The 13179-nt window shown below is 64.5% G+C and carries 16 protein-coding genes; 7 read left to right on the forward strand and 9 right to left on the reverse strand.

Translation table 11 applies throughout. The features are described 5' to 3' along the window. Nucleotides 1-42 precede the first annotated feature (42 nt). The 4 genes from rsmG to KVF90_RS02750 form a co-directional block, all read right to left on the reverse strand. Complete coding sequence (rsmG, locus tag KVF90_RS02735) at nt 43-669, reverse strand: 16S rRNA (guanine(527)-N(7))-methyltransferase RsmG (protein ID WP_264393315.1); 627 nt, start codon at nt 667-669, stop codon at nt 43-45. Continuing rightward, nucleotides 666-2531, reverse strand: coding sequence for a tRNA uridine-5-carboxymethylaminomethyl(34) synthesis enzyme MnmG (mnmG, locus tag KVF90_RS02740; protein WP_264393316.1), 1866 nt, complete (start codon nt 2529-2531; stop codon nt 666-668). Before mnmG ends, rsmG begins: the two co-directional genes overlap by 4 nt. 86 nt (nt 2532-2617) lie before the next feature. Further along, nucleotides 2618-3913: a tRNA uridine-5-carboxymethylaminomethyl(34) synthesis GTPase MnmE gene (mnmE, locus tag KVF90_RS02745; RefSeq protein ID WP_264393317.1), complete on the reverse strand. Its 1296-nt coding sequence runs from the start codon at nt 3911-3913 to the stop codon at nt 2618-2620. Between the two features lie 6 nt (nt 3914-3919). Then, nucleotides 3920-4174, reverse strand: coding sequence for a DUF6489 family protein (locus KVF90_RS02750; protein WP_264393318.1), 255 nt, complete (start codon nt 4172-4174; stop codon nt 3920-3922). Nucleotides 4175-4281: 107 nt separating this feature from the next. On the opposite strand from KVF90_RS02750, the gene KVF90_RS02755 reads away from it, so the two are divergent. The 3 genes from KVF90_RS02755 to KVF90_RS02765 are packed head-to-tail and all read left to right on the forward strand — an operon-like array spanning nt 4282 to nt 6031. Continuing rightward, nucleotides 4282-4980 carry a dienelactone hydrolase family protein gene (locus tag KVF90_RS02755; protein ID WP_264393319.1) on the forward strand — a complete coding sequence of 233 codons (699 nt, stop codon included), beginning with the start codon at nt 4282-4284 and terminating at the stop codon, nt 4978-4980. After that, complete coding sequence (locus tag KVF90_RS02760; RefSeq protein WP_264393320.1) at nt 4977-5615, forward strand: hypothetical protein; 639 nt, start codon at nt 4977-4979, stop codon at nt 5613-5615. The genes KVF90_RS02755 and KVF90_RS02760 overlap by 4 nt, the downstream gene beginning before the upstream one ends. Before the next feature lie 14 nt (nt 5616-5629). Continuing rightward, nucleotides 5630-6031: a nuclear transport factor 2 family protein gene (locus KVF90_RS02765; RefSeq protein ID WP_264393321.1), complete on the forward strand. Its 402-nt coding sequence runs from the start codon at nt 5630-5632 to the stop codon at nt 6029-6031. On the opposite strand, the gene KVF90_RS02770 is transcribed toward KVF90_RS02765, so the two are convergent. From KVF90_RS02770 to hemE, 5 genes are all read right to left on the reverse strand, one after another. Beyond that, the gene (locus tag KVF90_RS02770; protein WP_264393322.1) at nt 5979-6467 is read right to left on the reverse strand and encodes a BLUF domain-containing protein; all 489 of its coding nucleotides are present in this window, start codon (nt 6465-6467) and stop codon (nt 5979-5981) included. The two genes, KVF90_RS02765 and KVF90_RS02770, sit on opposite strands and share 53 nt — an antisense overlap. A gap of 87 nt (nt 6468-6554) precedes the next feature. Continuing rightward, on the reverse strand, nt 6555-6947 hold the full coding sequence (locus KVF90_RS02775) for a BLUF domain-containing protein (RefSeq protein WP_264393323.1): 393 nt from the start codon (nt 6945-6947) through the stop codon (nt 6555-6557). 66 nt (nt 6948-7013) lie between these two features. Next, complete coding sequence (gene rho, locus KVF90_RS02780; protein ID WP_264393324.1) at nt 7014-8279, reverse strand: transcription termination factor Rho; 1266 nt, start codon at nt 8277-8279, stop codon at nt 7014-7016. Nucleotides 8280-8489: 210 nt separating this feature from the next. After that, nucleotides 8490-8933, reverse strand: coding sequence for a CopD family protein (locus tag KVF90_RS02785; RefSeq protein ID WP_264393325.1), 444 nt, complete (start codon nt 8931-8933; stop codon nt 8490-8492). Nucleotides 8934-8937: 4 nt separating this feature from the next. Further along, nucleotides 8938-9954, reverse strand: a complete 1017-nt coding sequence (hemE, locus tag KVF90_RS02790; RefSeq protein WP_264393326.1) for a uroporphyrinogen decarboxylase — start codon at nt 9952-9954, stop codon at nt 8938-8940. Nucleotides 9955-10278: 324 nt separating this feature from the next. Between hemE and KVF90_RS02795 the strand changes: the two genes are divergently transcribed. The 4 genes from KVF90_RS02795 to coaE are packed head-to-tail and all read left to right on the forward strand — an operon-like array spanning nt 10279 to nt 13143. Beyond that, complete coding sequence (locus KVF90_RS02795; protein WP_264393327.1) at nt 10279-11124, forward strand: pyruvate, water dikinase regulatory protein; 846 nt, start codon at nt 10279-10281, stop codon at nt 11122-11124. Continuing rightward, nucleotides 11121-11708, forward strand: coding sequence for a Maf family nucleotide pyrophosphatase (locus KVF90_RS02800; RefSeq protein ID WP_264393328.1), 588 nt, complete (start codon nt 11121-11123; stop codon nt 11706-11708). Before KVF90_RS02795 ends, KVF90_RS02800 begins: the two co-directional genes overlap by 4 nt. Further along, entirely contained in the window at nt 11705-12562 is an 858-nt protein-coding gene (aroE, locus tag KVF90_RS02805; RefSeq protein ID WP_264393329.1) for a shikimate dehydrogenase, read from the forward strand. Before KVF90_RS02800 ends, aroE begins: the two co-directional genes overlap by 4 nt. Beyond that, nucleotides 12559-13143, forward strand: coding sequence for a dephospho-CoA kinase (gene coaE, locus KVF90_RS02810; RefSeq protein WP_264393330.1), 585 nt, complete (start codon nt 12559-12561; stop codon nt 13141-13143). Before aroE ends, coaE begins: the two co-directional genes overlap by 4 nt. Nucleotides 13144-13179 lie beyond the last annotated feature (36 nt).

Here is a 13179-nt window from a genome sequence, read left to right on the forward strand (position 1 = left end):
CTTCCCGCGCGGATTCAAGTGAACCTGCGCGTGTTTCGCGTGTCAGGCCTTCACGATGATCCCGGCCTCGGGATCGGTCAAGGAATGTTTCACGTGAAACATTGCCCGACTCGAAGGCTTGAGCGTCTCCAACTCTTGCGCGGCGGAACGCCCCTTCGGCAACACGTAGGCGGTCTGCCTTGTGTAGAAGGGTGCGGACAAGCTGAGGAGTTTGGGAAGCGGAGCAAAAGCACGTGCCGAAATGGCGCGGGCCGCAAAGGGCGTAACCCGCTCCAGACGCTGCCCCTCGACCCGGCATTTGCTCAGGCCAAGCGCGGTAATGGCGCGATTGAGGAACTCCACACGCCGCGCGCGGGATTCAACAAGGACCACCGGCATATTCGGACAAAGCGCGGCAATCACCAATCCGGGAAAGCCCGGGCCGCTTCCCAGATCGAGCCACGGGCCACCCGCATTGGGCCCCAATGTTTCACGTGAAACATTTTCGAGGAGCTGCGCGGAGTCCGCGATATGGCGCTGCCACAGGTGCGGTTCGGTCGCTTTGGCGATCAGGTTCTGCAGCTGGTTCTCTTCAAGCACCAGTGCGGCAAAGGCCTCAAGCCGGGCCATGCCCTCAGCATCGGTCAACCCGGCGACATAGGCGCGGGCTTCGGTTTCGTTGGTAATCATGCCGCGCGCTGCCCGTCAGTCATGCGCCGGCGGGCATGCACCAGCAGGGCCGAGAGCGCGGCGGGCGTGACGCCCGGCACCCGCCCTGCTGCCGCCAGCGTGCCCGGCGCAGCCTTGCTGAGCCGCTCGACCATTTCGTTGGAGAGACCGGGCACCTCGCCATAGGGGAAGTCCGAAGGCAGCGACAGCGCCTCACTGGCACGCAGATCGCGCAGTTCGGCATCCTGCCGCGCCAGATAGGGCGCATAGGCGGCATCCTCGGCCATTTCCTCGGCCAGCAGCGGATCAAGCGCGGTCACTTCGCCCAGCCAGGGGGTCAGCGCCTCGGGCGAGACACCGTCGAAGCGCAGCCATTCCGCGAGCGACTTCTCGCCATGATCGCGCCGAACGGGCAGGCCGAGATCGGCGAGTTCGCGGGCGTGGACCTTCTCGGAATGTTTCACGTGAAACATTTCGCGCATCGCCTCGCGCCGTTCCCACCACAGGCGGCGCTCTTCGCCGATGCAGCCTGCCTCGATGCCCAGCCCTGTCAGGCGGGTTGCGGCATTGTTGGCGCGCAGGCGCAGGCGATATTCGGCGCGGGCCGTGAGCATACGGTAGGGCTCCGACACGCCCTGAAGCGTAAGATCATCGACCATGACAGCGATATAGCTGTTCGCCCGGTCAAGCCGGGGCGCAGCCTTGCCGAGCGAGGCCGCCGCCGCCTCCATCCCGGCAACAAGACCTTGAGCGGCGGCTTCCTCGTAACCCGTGGTGCCGTTGATCTGGCCCGCGCAGTAAAGTCCGGGGATGGCGCGCACCTGCAAGTCGGGCGTCAGAGCGCGCGGATCAATGTGGTCGTACTCCACGGCGTAACCCGGCTGCACGATGGCGACCCGCTCGCAGCCCGGCATGGTGCGAACCACGGTTTCCTGCACATCGACGGGAAGCGAGGTGCTGATACCGTTGGGATAGACGACGTGGCTATCCAGCCCCTCGGGTTCGAGGAACACTTGGTGCCCCTCGCGGTCGCCGAAGCGGTGGATCTTATCCTCGATCGACGGGCAATAGCGCGGCCCTGCCGCCGCAATCGCACCGGAGAACAGCGGGGAGCGGTGGAGATTCGCGCGGATCGCGTCATGCCCCGCCTGCGTCGTGCGGGTGATCGCGCAGAACACCTGCGGATTGATACGGCGCGGGGTGAGCGGGGACATGGTCCACGCCTCGCCATCGGAAGCTTGCTCCTCCAACACCGCCCAATTGATTGTCCGCCCGTCAAGACGCGGCGGGGTGCCGGTCTTGAGGCGCGCCATCGGCAAATCCGCCGAACGAAGCTGCTGCGCGAGCCGCTTGGCAGCATTCTCGCCGATGCGACCGCCCTCGAAGCGCTCGTCGCCGCGGAACAGCACGCCGCCAAGGAAGGTGCCAGTACACAGCACAACGCGGGGGGCATCGAGGATGGTGCCATCGGCGAGCTCGAGACCTGCGACCGCCCCGCCCTGCATCACCAGCGCCGCAGCCTCGCCCTGAACAAGCGCAAGGTTCGCCTGCGCGCGGACAATCGCCTGCACCGCCGCCTTGAACCGCACCCGGTCAGCCTGGACCCGCGGACCCCATACAGCGCTGCCCTTGGAGCGGTTGAGCATCCGGTAGTGGATCGCGCCCGCATCTGCCGCGCGCCCGATCACACCGTCGAGCGCATCGACCTCGCGCACCAGATGACCCTTGCCCAGACCACCAATCGCGGGATTGCAGCTCATCGCTCCGATGGCGGAAAGGTCGAAACTGACCAGCGCCGTGCGCGCACCCATCCGCGCCGAAGCGCGGGCGGCTTCGACCCCGGCGTGACCGCCGCCGATGATGATGACATCAAACTGGTGCATGGGCGGGCAAATAGGCCGCCGGGGGCAGACAGTCAAAGCGGATTCACGGGCCAAAATGTTTCACGTGAAACATTTTGCGGCCGCCATCACTTGCCGATGCAGAACCGTCCGAACAGCGTGTCGAGCATGTCTTCGGTCGTTGCGCGCCCGATCAACCGATCGAATGCCAACCGAGCACGCCGCAACTCCTCGGCGACGAGCAGAGGATCAGACAGTCGCAGCGCCGCTTCCAGCGCCTCGCCCGCCTCGGATAGTCGCGTATGCTGGCGCGCATTCAGCGATGCCTCGCCCGGCTTGGGGAGCCCATCGCGGGCCGTCTGCGCCAATGCATTCTTGAGCGCTGCCGTTCCCTCACCCGTGGCCGCAGAGAGCGTGAAGCGCGCGCCCGCTTTGGGTACAAACCCCGCACGGTCGGCCTGCGCGGCAATTTCCCATGCGCCTTGCGGCCCTTCGCCTTCCGGCCCCAGCCACAGCACCAGATCAGCCCGAACCAACTCGGCCTCGGCGCGGGCGATGCCGATGGCTTCGATCTGGTCGGCCTCTGCCCCACCCTCGACTGCCCTTAACCCGGCGGTGTCGACGAAGGTGAAAGGCACCCCGCCGATCGCAACACTGCGTTCGATCACATCGCGGGTGGTTCCGGCAATCGGCGAGGTGATGGCGGCCTCGCTCTCGATCAGGGCGTTGAAAAGTGTTGATTTACCAGCGTTTGGCGGCCCGGCGAGGACGACGCGGTATCCCTCGCCCAACCTCTCGGAGCGCGGCCGGGCCAGCCATTCCCTAATCTCGCCCGCCAGCGCAGAAATGTTCCACGTGAAACATTCGGGCAAATCGGCGGAGTCTTCCTCGTCGGAAAAATCGAGCACACCCTCCACTTCGGCGGACAACCCGAGAACCTGTTCACGCCAGCCCTCGACCTGACGGGACAATGCGCCGCCCAAATTCGCCAGGGCGGCGGCGCGCGCCAGCTCGGTTTCAGCGGAGAGCAGATCGGCCAGCCCTTCGGCCTCGGCCAGATCGATCCGGCCGTTGGCGAAGGCGCGGCGGGTGAATTCACCCGGTTCGGCGCGGCGCAGACCCGCAAGTGCCCCCAGCGCACCCTCCACCGCCGCAATCACCGCACGGCCGCCGTGGCAGTGGAATTCAGCGAGATCTTCGCCTGTCGCCGTGTTCGGGCCGGGGAACCACAGCACCAGCGCCTCGTCCAGCAATGCGCCTGCCGTATCGCGCAGCTTGGCCAGCGAGGCCCGCCGCGCGGGCGGCACCCTGCCCGCGAGCGCCTCCAAGGCCGCACCGGCACGCGGGCCGGACACCCGGATCACCCCGACGCCAGCAGGCGGCGCGCCGCTCGATAGCGCAAAGATCGTCGGGGTCTCGCTCATCAGGATCTATTCGGAGGGCTTCGATCCGCCCTGGGCGGCCTTCATCCCGCCTTCGACAAAGCTCTGGAACAGCTTCAGCCCCACCTGCCCCATCGGCGCGAGGGCCGAGGCATATTGCTGCAACTGGTCAGGATTGGAGATGCCCTGCATCGCCTTGGCTATATTCTCGACATAGACATTATTGGCCACGCTGACATCGGGCAGGCCCATGAAGCTGCGGGCCTCCTCGGGCGTGCATTCGATTTCGATGTTGATCTTCATGGGGCTGGTCTCCTCTCCCGCTCACCTCACTCATTTGGGCTTGGCAGCCGAGCAAGGCAAGAGATAGACCACGTGGCAAGCCTTGCGAACCACGAGAGAGACACCCCATGAGCCTCAATGCCACCATCCCCACGCTAGAAGGTGACGCCAGCTTCGGCGCCTATGTCGCGCAGCCCGTGGGCACGCCGCGCGGGGCGATCATCGTCATTCAGGAGATCTTCGGGGTGAACCCCGGCATCCGCCAGAAGTGCGACAAGCTGGCGGCCGAGGGCTATCTGGCCGTCGCGCCCGATCTGTTCTGGCGGATCGAGCCGGGCATCGTGCTCGATCCCGATGTCGAGCCGGAATTCCAGCGCGCGCTTGGCCTGTTCGGGGAATTCGACCAGGACGCCGGCATCCGCGATATCGAGGCGACCATCCATCACATCCGCCGCACCCTCGGCGTGGCGAAAGTGGGCTGCGTCGGATACTGCCTTGGCGGAAGGCTCGCCTATATGACCGCGGCGCGCACCGATATCGACGCGTCGGTCGGATATTACGGGGTCGGCATTGATGGCCTGCTGAACGAGAAGCACGCCATCGCCCATCCGCTGATGCTGCACATCCCGACGAATGATGGCTTTGTTCCACGTGAAACACAGGACGCCATGCACGCGGGGCTGGACGATCACCCCAAGGTGACGCTGCACGATTACGAGGGCCTGGACCACGGCTTTGCCACCGAGCACGGCAAGCGCCGTCAGGAGGACGCTGCGAACCTCGCCGATGGGCGCACCGCCGCCTTCTTCTCAGAACATCTGGGATGAGCCGCCTTGCCCTCCTCGCGCTCGCGCTGGCCGCCTCTCCCGTCGCCGCACAGGAGGGGCCGCAGGCGTTTTTAAACGCGGGCGAGACCATCGAGGTGGAGCTTCGCGCCGACTTCAACGGCGATGGCAATCCCGATCTTGCCTATGTTGCGGCGAAGGAGGATGCGCGCGAGCTGCGGGTGGTGACAAGCTATGTCAACGAGACTGACTTCGGCGAAAATCCCGTGCAGATCCTCGCGCTCGATGCCTACCCGCTCGCCGATGCGGCGCTTGCCGTAAAGGGCAATTTGCGGGGCAAGGTGCTGGTGCTTGAGGAATTGACCGGCGGCACCACCGCGGTCGCGTCCACCCACCGCTTCCGCTGGGACAGCACGCAGGGGGTGATGATGCTGATCGGCCTGGATGCGACGCTCTACAGTCGCACCTTCGCGCATGATGGGCGCGAGGCGAGCTGGAACCTGCTGACCGGCGATCTTGTCACCCGCACCTTGCAGCTCAACACCGGCGGCGGAGATGCCGCCTATGCCAAGGTCGACGAGAAGCGCCGCAAGAAGCCCAGCCCGCCACTGGCGCTGGAGGAATCGCCCAGCGGGGACGAATTGCTCGGGTGGCTGGTGGCCGGTCCGGATCGGTAGACAGGGGGACGATAATGAGTTCAGGACACGCAGGCCTCGCCCGGTGGCACGAATACATGATGGGCGGCGCCGATCCTGCCGTGTTGTCAGACCTGCTCGCCGATGACGCGGTGTTCCATTCGCCGGTGGTGCATACCCCGCAGGCGGGCAAGCCCGTGGTGATGGCCTATCTCGTCGCCGCCAGCCATGTGCTGGGGAACGACAGCTTCCACTATGTCCGCGAGCTGGTGGACGGGGACGACATGATGCTCGAATTCGTTACCGAACTCGACGGAATCAGCATCAACGGGGTCGATATCATCCGCTTCAATCAAGACGGAAAGATCAGCGATTTCAAGGTTATGGTTCGTCCCTTGAAGGCGATCAACAAGGTCTGGGAGATGATGGCTGCGCAGCTTCAGACAGCGAAGGGCTGACCCCCGCCGGAGCGGCAGTCACGAAGGACTCCACAATCGGACGGATCAGATCGGGGCCGAGGAAATCGAGCACAGCCTCGCGCACCAGCCGCGGTACATCCCCACCCGCTCCCTCGTTCATCTGCGCCAGCATCCGGGGGATGTTGCGGCCATCGAAATAACGCATCCGCCAGCCGCCAAAGGCGGGTTCGGGAATCAGGCGCTCGTCGAGCACCTCGACGCATCTGTGGCGCGGATCGCGGCGGATGTTCTCGAAAGTGGCGACCAGCTTCCACGTCGGGCCTTCGAGCACTTGGAGGATGCGGTCATCAATATGCACAAGGAAACCACCCAGCCCCCGCGCCTCATTGGCGACGCGGGCCTGGTAGACGAGCCTGAACATTTCAACCCGGTCCAGATCGGGTGAAGCGAAGCTGCGATAAATGATCCTGCGCAATTGCGGTCCCCCAAATAGTCGGGGCCCTGTCTAGCGCATGAAGGTCTGAAAGCCGGTTGCCCCTGCCTAAGGGATTTACGCTAGACGTCAGTTCAGAACCGCGAAATTGACGATCATCTTGCGCACATCGGGATCGAGATCCTGCGGCAGATCACGCTCGAGCATGTCGCGGCGGCTCTCGATGCTCTCGGCGATCATCACGCGCTTCATCGCCCAATCCGGGCAGGCACGCGCCGCGATCGCGCGGCGATCGAGCACTGACACCCCGGCGTGGCGCGGATCGGCGGTGATGGTCTCCATCAGCGACGAAACCTCGCCCTCCTCGCCTTCAAGCAGCTGGAGGAAGTTGCGACCGTTGAACAGCAGCAGCCCGGTGATACCGCGTGCCGGGTTGTTGCGCGCGCTCGCGGCGAGGATGGCGTCCACCTCCTCGCGCGGCAGGGTCGGCGCGGTGCTGATATAGAGATACTGGCTGAGCACGAATCCCGTCCTGTCCTTCAATCCTGTCCGCGCGGGCCGACCCCATGGCCCGCTTGGCAGGGCAAACTATTGATTCATCGTGGCGAAGAAGTCCTCGTTGGTCTTGGAATCCTTCATCTTGTCGAGCAGGAACTCCATCGCATCTACGGTGCCCATCTGCATCAGGATGCGGCGCAGCACCCACATCTTGCTGAGGTTGTCCTTCTGGACCAGCAGTTCTTCCTTGCGGGTGCCGGACTTGCCGACATCCAGCGCGGGGAAGATGCGCTTGTCGGACACCTTGCGATCGAGGACGATTTCCGAGTTACCGGTGCCCTTGAACTCTTCGAAGATGACTTCATCCATGCGGCTGCCGGTGTCGATCAGCGCGGTAGCGATGATGGACAGGGAGCCACCTTCCTCGATGTTCCGCGCGGCGCCGAAGAAGCGCTTCGGGCGCTGGAGCGCGTTAGCGTCTACACCGCCGGTCAGCACCTTGCCCGAGGACGGCACAACGGTGTTGTAGGCGCGGCCGAGGCGGGTGATGGAGTCGAGCAGGATCACCACGTCATGCTTGTGCTCGACCAGGCGTTTGGCCTTTTCGATCACCATTTCAGCGACTTGAACGTGACGGTTGGCGGGTTCGTCGAAGGTCGAGGAGATCACCTCACCCTTCACCGAACGCTGCATGTCGGTGACTTCCTCGGGGCGTTCGTCCACCAGCAGGACGATCAGGAACACCTCGGGATGGTTGTCGGTGATCGCCTTGGCGATGTTCTGCAGCAGCACGGTCTTACCGGTGCGCGGCGGGGCGACGATCAGCGCGCGCTGGCCCTTGCCCTGCGGGGCGATGATGTCGATCACCCGCGCGCTCTTGTCCTTCACCGTCGGATCGAGGGTGTCGAGGTTGAGCTTCTGGTCCGGATAAAGCGGCGTCAGGTTGTCGAAATTGGTGCGCAGACGGACTGCGTCGGGATCGTCGAAATTGACCTTGGTGAGGGTGGTCAGCGCAAAATAGCGTTCACCTTCACGCGGTGCGCGGATCTCGCCTTCGACGGTGTCACCGGTGCGCAGGCCCCAGCGGCGCACCTGGTTGGGCGAGACATAGATATCGTCCGGCCCGGCAAGGTAATTCGCCTCGGGCGAGCGCAGGAAGCCGAAACCGTCCTGCAGCACCTCGATGGTGCCGATGCCCATGATCTTTTCTTCGTATTCCTCGTCCTCGGCCAGTTCGCGCAGGATGCTGAACAGCAGATCCTGGCGGCGCATGGTCGAAGCGCCTTCGACGCCGAGTTCTTCCGCCATTGCGACCAATTCGGCCGGGGTCTTTCGCTTGAGGTCCTTGAGATGCATTTTTGTATTTCCGAAAGTCAGGAGTGGCCGGATGGTCAGTACCGCCGTGAAGGTGGCGGCGCCCCGATGTGTCAGGGCTGGGCTTGGAGAAAGCAGACCGTGGCGAAGCGGATTGGCGCTCCGGCAACCGGATAGGTCAGGAGGAAATAGGAGCGCGCGCCCGTCAGGTCAATCGGCGATTGCGGCGGCGCGCGCCCGTGTTTGAAACCGTCAGAACGGCTTGAGGTAAACCAGCACCACGATCAGCACCAGCAGCAGGCCCGGCACTTCGCCGATCATGCGCAGCTGCTTTTCGGTCAGAGGACGCTCGCCCCGTGCCATCTTCTTGGTCTGGCCCACCAGCCAGCCGTGATAGCCGGTCATGATCAGCACCAGCGTCAGCTTGGCGTGGAGCCAGCCTTCACTGAACCACCCGCCCGACCAGGCCATCGACAGCCCCAGCACCCAGACGATGATCATGCTCGGCGTGAGGATGATCGCGCGCAGCTTGCCCATGCGGGTCGCCCACTTGGCCTCCCCCGCAGATTTGGGTTCATGGTCGAGCATGTAGATGCACTGGCGCGGCAGCATGAATAGCCCCGCCAGCCAGAACACCATGAAAATCACGTGGCCCGATTTGAGGAACAGGTAAATCGAGGAGAGCAGTTCTTGCATCAGATCAACCTCTTAGGGCTGCGAGCAGTTCCTCGACGTGCGAAATCGGCGTGAACTGGCCGATCCCATGGCCGAGGTTGAAGACATGCGGACGATCCTCGAAGGCGGCGATGATGGTCTTGACCCGCGCGGCCACGGCAGGGCCGCCAGCCTCAAGCAACAGCGGATCGAAGTTGCCCTGCACCGGCATGCCTTGCGGCAGGCTGGCATGGGCCCATGCAGGATCGAGCGTCTCGTCGAGACCCACCGCATCCACGCCCGTCTCGCGGGCATAGGCGGGCAGCTTCGCGCCCGCGCCCTTGGGGAAGCCGATGACCGGCGTGTCCGGGTGCGTTTCCTTGAGCTTGGCGGTGATCGCGGCATTCGGCGCAATCACCCACTTTTCGAACTGGTCGGGCGCAAGACTGCCAGCCCAGCTGTCGAACAGCTGCACCGCTTCTGCGCCCGCATCGATCTGGCCGCGCAGATAGGTCACCGAAACATCGATGATCGCATCGATGATCGCCTGCATGTGGGCCGGATCGCGATAGGCGAGCAACCGCGCCGGGCCCTGATCCTTGGAGCCTTCGCCCGCGATCATATAGGTCGCGACCGTCCAGGGGCTCCCCGCAAAGCCCAGCATGGTCACCGCCGGGCCAATCTGCTGGCGGGTCAGGCGCACGGTCTCGTAAACCGGCTCGAACCGCTCGAAAGCCTGCGTGAACGAGTCGAGTCCAACCTCCAGCAGCGTCGGCGCAAGGTGCGGGCCTTCACCCGCCGCGAAGGTCAGCCCCTGCCCCATCGCGTGCGGCACGATCAGGATATCGGAGAACAGGATCGCGCCATCAAACCCGAAGCGCCGGATCGGCTGCACGGTGATTTCAGCCGCCGCCTCACTGTCGTAAACCAGCTCGAGGAACCCGCCCTTTTCGGCGCGAAGTTCCCGGTATTCAGGAAGATAGCGCCCGGCTTGGCGCATCAGCCAGACGGGGGCAACGTCCTGACGGACACCTTTGAGCGTATCGAGAAGCGGACCGGGCATAGGGTTCCTTTAGACAAAACAAATCAAATTATAAAAGGATTGATGGAGTCTGTTGGCCCTGTGGAAAGCGGGAATTACCGGGCCTTGCCGGATTACCCCCACCTCACCTGTCTTCCCAAGCCCCCACCGAATCCGCATGGATTGGACGTCAAGCCAGCTTTATCCCCACTCTTCACAGACTGTCGACAAAACTTGTCCCATGTGGGCAAATACCCCGAGGAAAAGGCCGGTAGCGGGGAGGAAAATTGCTCCCCAGCTTGTCCGCTTCCCCCTCCCGTGGTTTATGCCCCCTTCTGTCCACAGGCGCGCCGGGATCAATTGGCAATGAACCGACTCAACCTGCACCTTGTATCGGATTCGACCGGCGAGACGCTGGAAATGATTGCCAAGGCGGCGCTGGCGCAGTTCGATAACCCGAGCGTGAACCGCCATTTCTGGCCGATGGTGCGGTCCTTGCAGCATCTCGACCGGATCGTCCCCGATCTCGCCGCGCATCCCGGGCTGGTGTTCTACACGCTGGTGAACCCCGAAACCCGCAAGCGGCTGGAGGAGCATTGCCGCCATCTCGGCCTGCCCGCGGTGCCGGTGCTCGATCAGGTGACCGCCGCACTGGAAGCGCAGCTCGGCCAGGAAGCGCATGGCCGGCCGGGCCGCCAGCACATGATGGACGAGAACTATTTCAAGCGCGTCGATGCCATCCAGTACACCATCGCCCATGATGACGGTCTGGCGCATGAGGATTGGGAGGAAGCCGATATCCTCCTTGTCGGGGTCTCGCGCTCGTCCAAGACGCCGACCTCGATCTACCTCGCCAATCGCGGCTACAAGGTCGCCAATATTCCGCTGGTGGTGGAAAGCCCCCCGCCGCAGACACTCTACCGGCTGCGGCACCCGCTGGTGGTCGGGCTGACGACCTCGCCCGAGCGTCTCATCCAGATCCGTCGCAACCGGCTGTTATCCCTCAACGAAGCGACAGAGACCGCCTATGTCGACAATGACCGCGTCAAGGCCGAGCTGCAATTTGCGCGCCGGATGTTCGGCGACAATGGCTGGCCGGTGATCGACGTGACCCGCCGCTCGATCGAGGAAACCGCCGCGGCCATTATCCGCCTGGCGCAGGAGCGCGAGCGCAAGCCGGCGAGCGAAGGCGGGGTGGGTAAGCCGATATGACATTGATCCTCGCCAGCAAATCCGCTTCGCGCCGCGCCATGCTCGATGCGGCAGGTGTCACTTACGAAAGCGTCCCCGCCGATATCGACGAACGCGCGGTGGAGGCCGGTTTGGCGGGTGCCTCGCCCGCCGAAGTGGCCGAGGCGCTGGCGGTCGCCAAGGCGGCGGCGGTCGCAGCGCTGCATCCGCAAGCGCTTGTTCTTGGGTCGGATTCTCTGGTGGTCGCTGCCGGACGGCGGTTCGACAAGCCGCGCAGCCGCGAGGAAGCGGGGGAGCATCTGCGGTTCTTCTCCGGCAAGGTGATGGAGCTCCACAGCGCCGCCGCGCTGGTCAGGGACGCGGGGTGCGAATGGAGCTACGCCAGCATCGCGCGGCTGCATGTGCGCGAATTGTCCGACGCATTTATCGAACATTATCTAACGCTTGAATGGCCGGAGATCGGCCACACCGTAGGGGCCTTCCGGATCGAGGGGCCGGGGGTGCAGCTGTTCGAAGCGATCGAGGGTGACCAGTTCACCGTGCTCGGGATGCCGCTGCTTCCCCTGCTCGGCGCGCTGCGCGAGGAAGGGGTGCTGATCGCATGACCATCCCCTATGCCGAGGTGATCGGCGATCCGATCGCGCAGTCCAAATCCCCGAAAATCCACGGTTTCTGGCTCGGGAAGCTGGGGATCGAGGCTGATTACCGCGCGGCGCATGTGCGACCCGACCAACTTGCCGACTATCTGGCCGAACGCCGGCAGGACCCGCTGTGGCGCGGGTGCAATGTCACCATGCCGCACAAGCAGGCGGTGATGCCGCATCTCGACCGGATCGACTCCGCTGCCGGTGCGATAGGGGCGGTGAACACGGTGCTGAAGGGGGTCGAGAGCGGGCTAGCGGGTACCAACACCGATGCAAGCGGGTTTCTGGAGCCGCTCAAAGCCGATCTGGCAGAGACGCACTATTACCGCATGGCCCGGATCATCGGCACCGGCGGCGCGGCGCGGGCGATTATCACCGCGCTGGCCGACAAGGGCTTCACGCTGGTGGTCGCGGGCCGCGATCCGGACAAGGCGCGCGCCCTGCTCGATGAGCTCGCACCCAAGGGGGAGCACCACGCCATCCACCTGTCGCACTTCGCCGACCCGACCGATTTTGCCTTCGATGACCGCGAGGGGTGCCTCGATCTGGTGATCAACGCCTCCAGCCTCGGGATGCAGGGGCAGCCGCCGCTCGCCTTCGACTGGAGCCATGCCCCGCCCGGCAGCATCGCCTATGACATCGTCACCGCGCCGCTTGATACGCCCTTCCTTGAAGGTGCGCGGGCCAAAGGACACCGCACTATCGACGGGCTCTCGATGCTGATCGGGCAGGCGGCGGTCGCCTTCGAGAGGTTCTTCGGTGCAGCCACGCCGCGCGAACATGATGCCGAATTGCGGGCGCTGCTAACATCATGACCCGCCCGAAAATCATCGGCCTCACCGGCAGCATCGGCATGGGCAAATCGACCGTCGCTGCGATGTTTGCCGAGGCCGGCATTCCGGTGTTCGACGCCGATGCCGCAGTGCGAGCGATGCAGGGGCCAGGCGGCGAACTTGTCCCCGCGATCGAGGCCGCCTTCCCCGGATCGACCGGCCCCGAAGGTGTCGACCGTGACCGGCTCGGCCATCAGGTCTTCGGCGACAAGGAGGCCCTCGCCCGGCTCGAAGCCATCGTCCACCCCGCCGTGGCGGCGAAACGCGCAGGCTTTCTCGCCGAACATCACGACAAGCCCGCCGTGGTGTTCGACATCCCGCTTTTGTTCGAACGCGGCGGGCACGAGTCGGTCGACACCATCGTCGTCGTCTCCGCGCCCGAGCATGTCCAGCGCGCCCGTGTGCTCGCTCGTCCGGGCATGACCCCGCAGAAATTCGAGCATATTTTCGGCCTGCAGCTTCACGACACGCACAAGCGCGACCGCGCCCACCACGTGATCGACACCGGCACCAGCCTCGAAGAAACCCGCGCGCAGGTGGCAGCCCTTATTGCTGCACTTTGATTGCAAGCAGGCCTTGCAAGTCCTGCCGCATGGGAG

This window comes from Porphyrobacter sp. ULC335, from assembly GCF_025917005.1.
In the GTDB taxonomy this organism is placed as follows: Bacteria; Pseudomonadota; Alphaproteobacteria; order Sphingomonadales; family Sphingomonadaceae; genus Erythrobacter.

Bases quoted from the DNA above. Each gene is read 5' to 3' on its own strand.
- rsmG (WP_264393315.1), bottom strand. From the start codon at position 669: ATGATTACCAACGAAACCGAAGCCCGCGCCTATGTCGCCGGGTTGACC.
- coaE (WP_264393330.1), top strand. From the start codon at position 12,559: ATGACCCGCCCGAAAATCATCGGCCTCACCGGCAGCATCGGCATGGGC.
- KVF90_RS02785 (WP_264393325.1), bottom strand. From the start codon at position 8,933: ATGCAAGAACTGCTCTCCTCGATTTACCTGTTCCTCAAATCGGGCCAC.
- KVF90_RS02795 (WP_264393327.1), top strand. From the start codon at position 10,279: ATGAACCGACTCAACCTGCACCTTGTATCGGATTCGACCGGCGAGACG.
- rho (WP_264393324.1), bottom strand. From the start codon at position 8,279: ATGCATCTCAAGGACCTCAAGCGAAAGACCCCGGCCGAATTGGTCGCA.
- hemE (WP_264393326.1), bottom strand. From the start codon at position 9,954: ATGCCCGGTCCGCTTCTCGATACGCTCAAAGGTGTCCGTCAGGACGTT.
- KVF90_RS02760 (WP_264393320.1), top strand. From the start codon at position 4,977: ATGAGCCGCCTTGCCCTCCTCGCGCTCGCGCTGGCCGCCTCTCCCGTC.
- mnmE (WP_264393317.1), bottom strand. From the start codon at position 3,913: ATGAGCGAGACCCCGACGATCTTTGCGCTATCGAGCGGCGCGCCGCCT.
- aroE (WP_264393329.1), top strand. From the start codon at position 11,705: ATGACCATCCCCTATGCCGAGGTGATCGGCGATCCGATCGCGCAGTCC.
- KVF90_RS02800 (WP_264393328.1), top strand. From the start codon at position 11,121: ATGACATTGATCCTCGCCAGCAAATCCGCTTCGCGCCGCGCCATGCTC.
- KVF90_RS02750 (WP_264393318.1), bottom strand. From the start codon at position 4,174: ATGAAGATCAACATCGAAATCGAATGCACGCCCGAGGAGGCCCGCAGC.
- KVF90_RS02755 (WP_264393319.1), top strand. From the start codon at position 4,282: ATGAGCCTCAATGCCACCATCCCCACGCTAGAAGGTGACGCCAGCTTC.
- KVF90_RS02765 (WP_264393321.1), top strand. From the start codon at position 5,630: ATGAGTTCAGGACACGCAGGCCTCGCCCGGTGGCACGAATACATGATG.
- mnmG (WP_264393316.1), bottom strand. From the start codon at position 2,531: ATGCACCAGTTTGATGTCATCATCATCGGCGGCGGTCACGCCGGGGTC.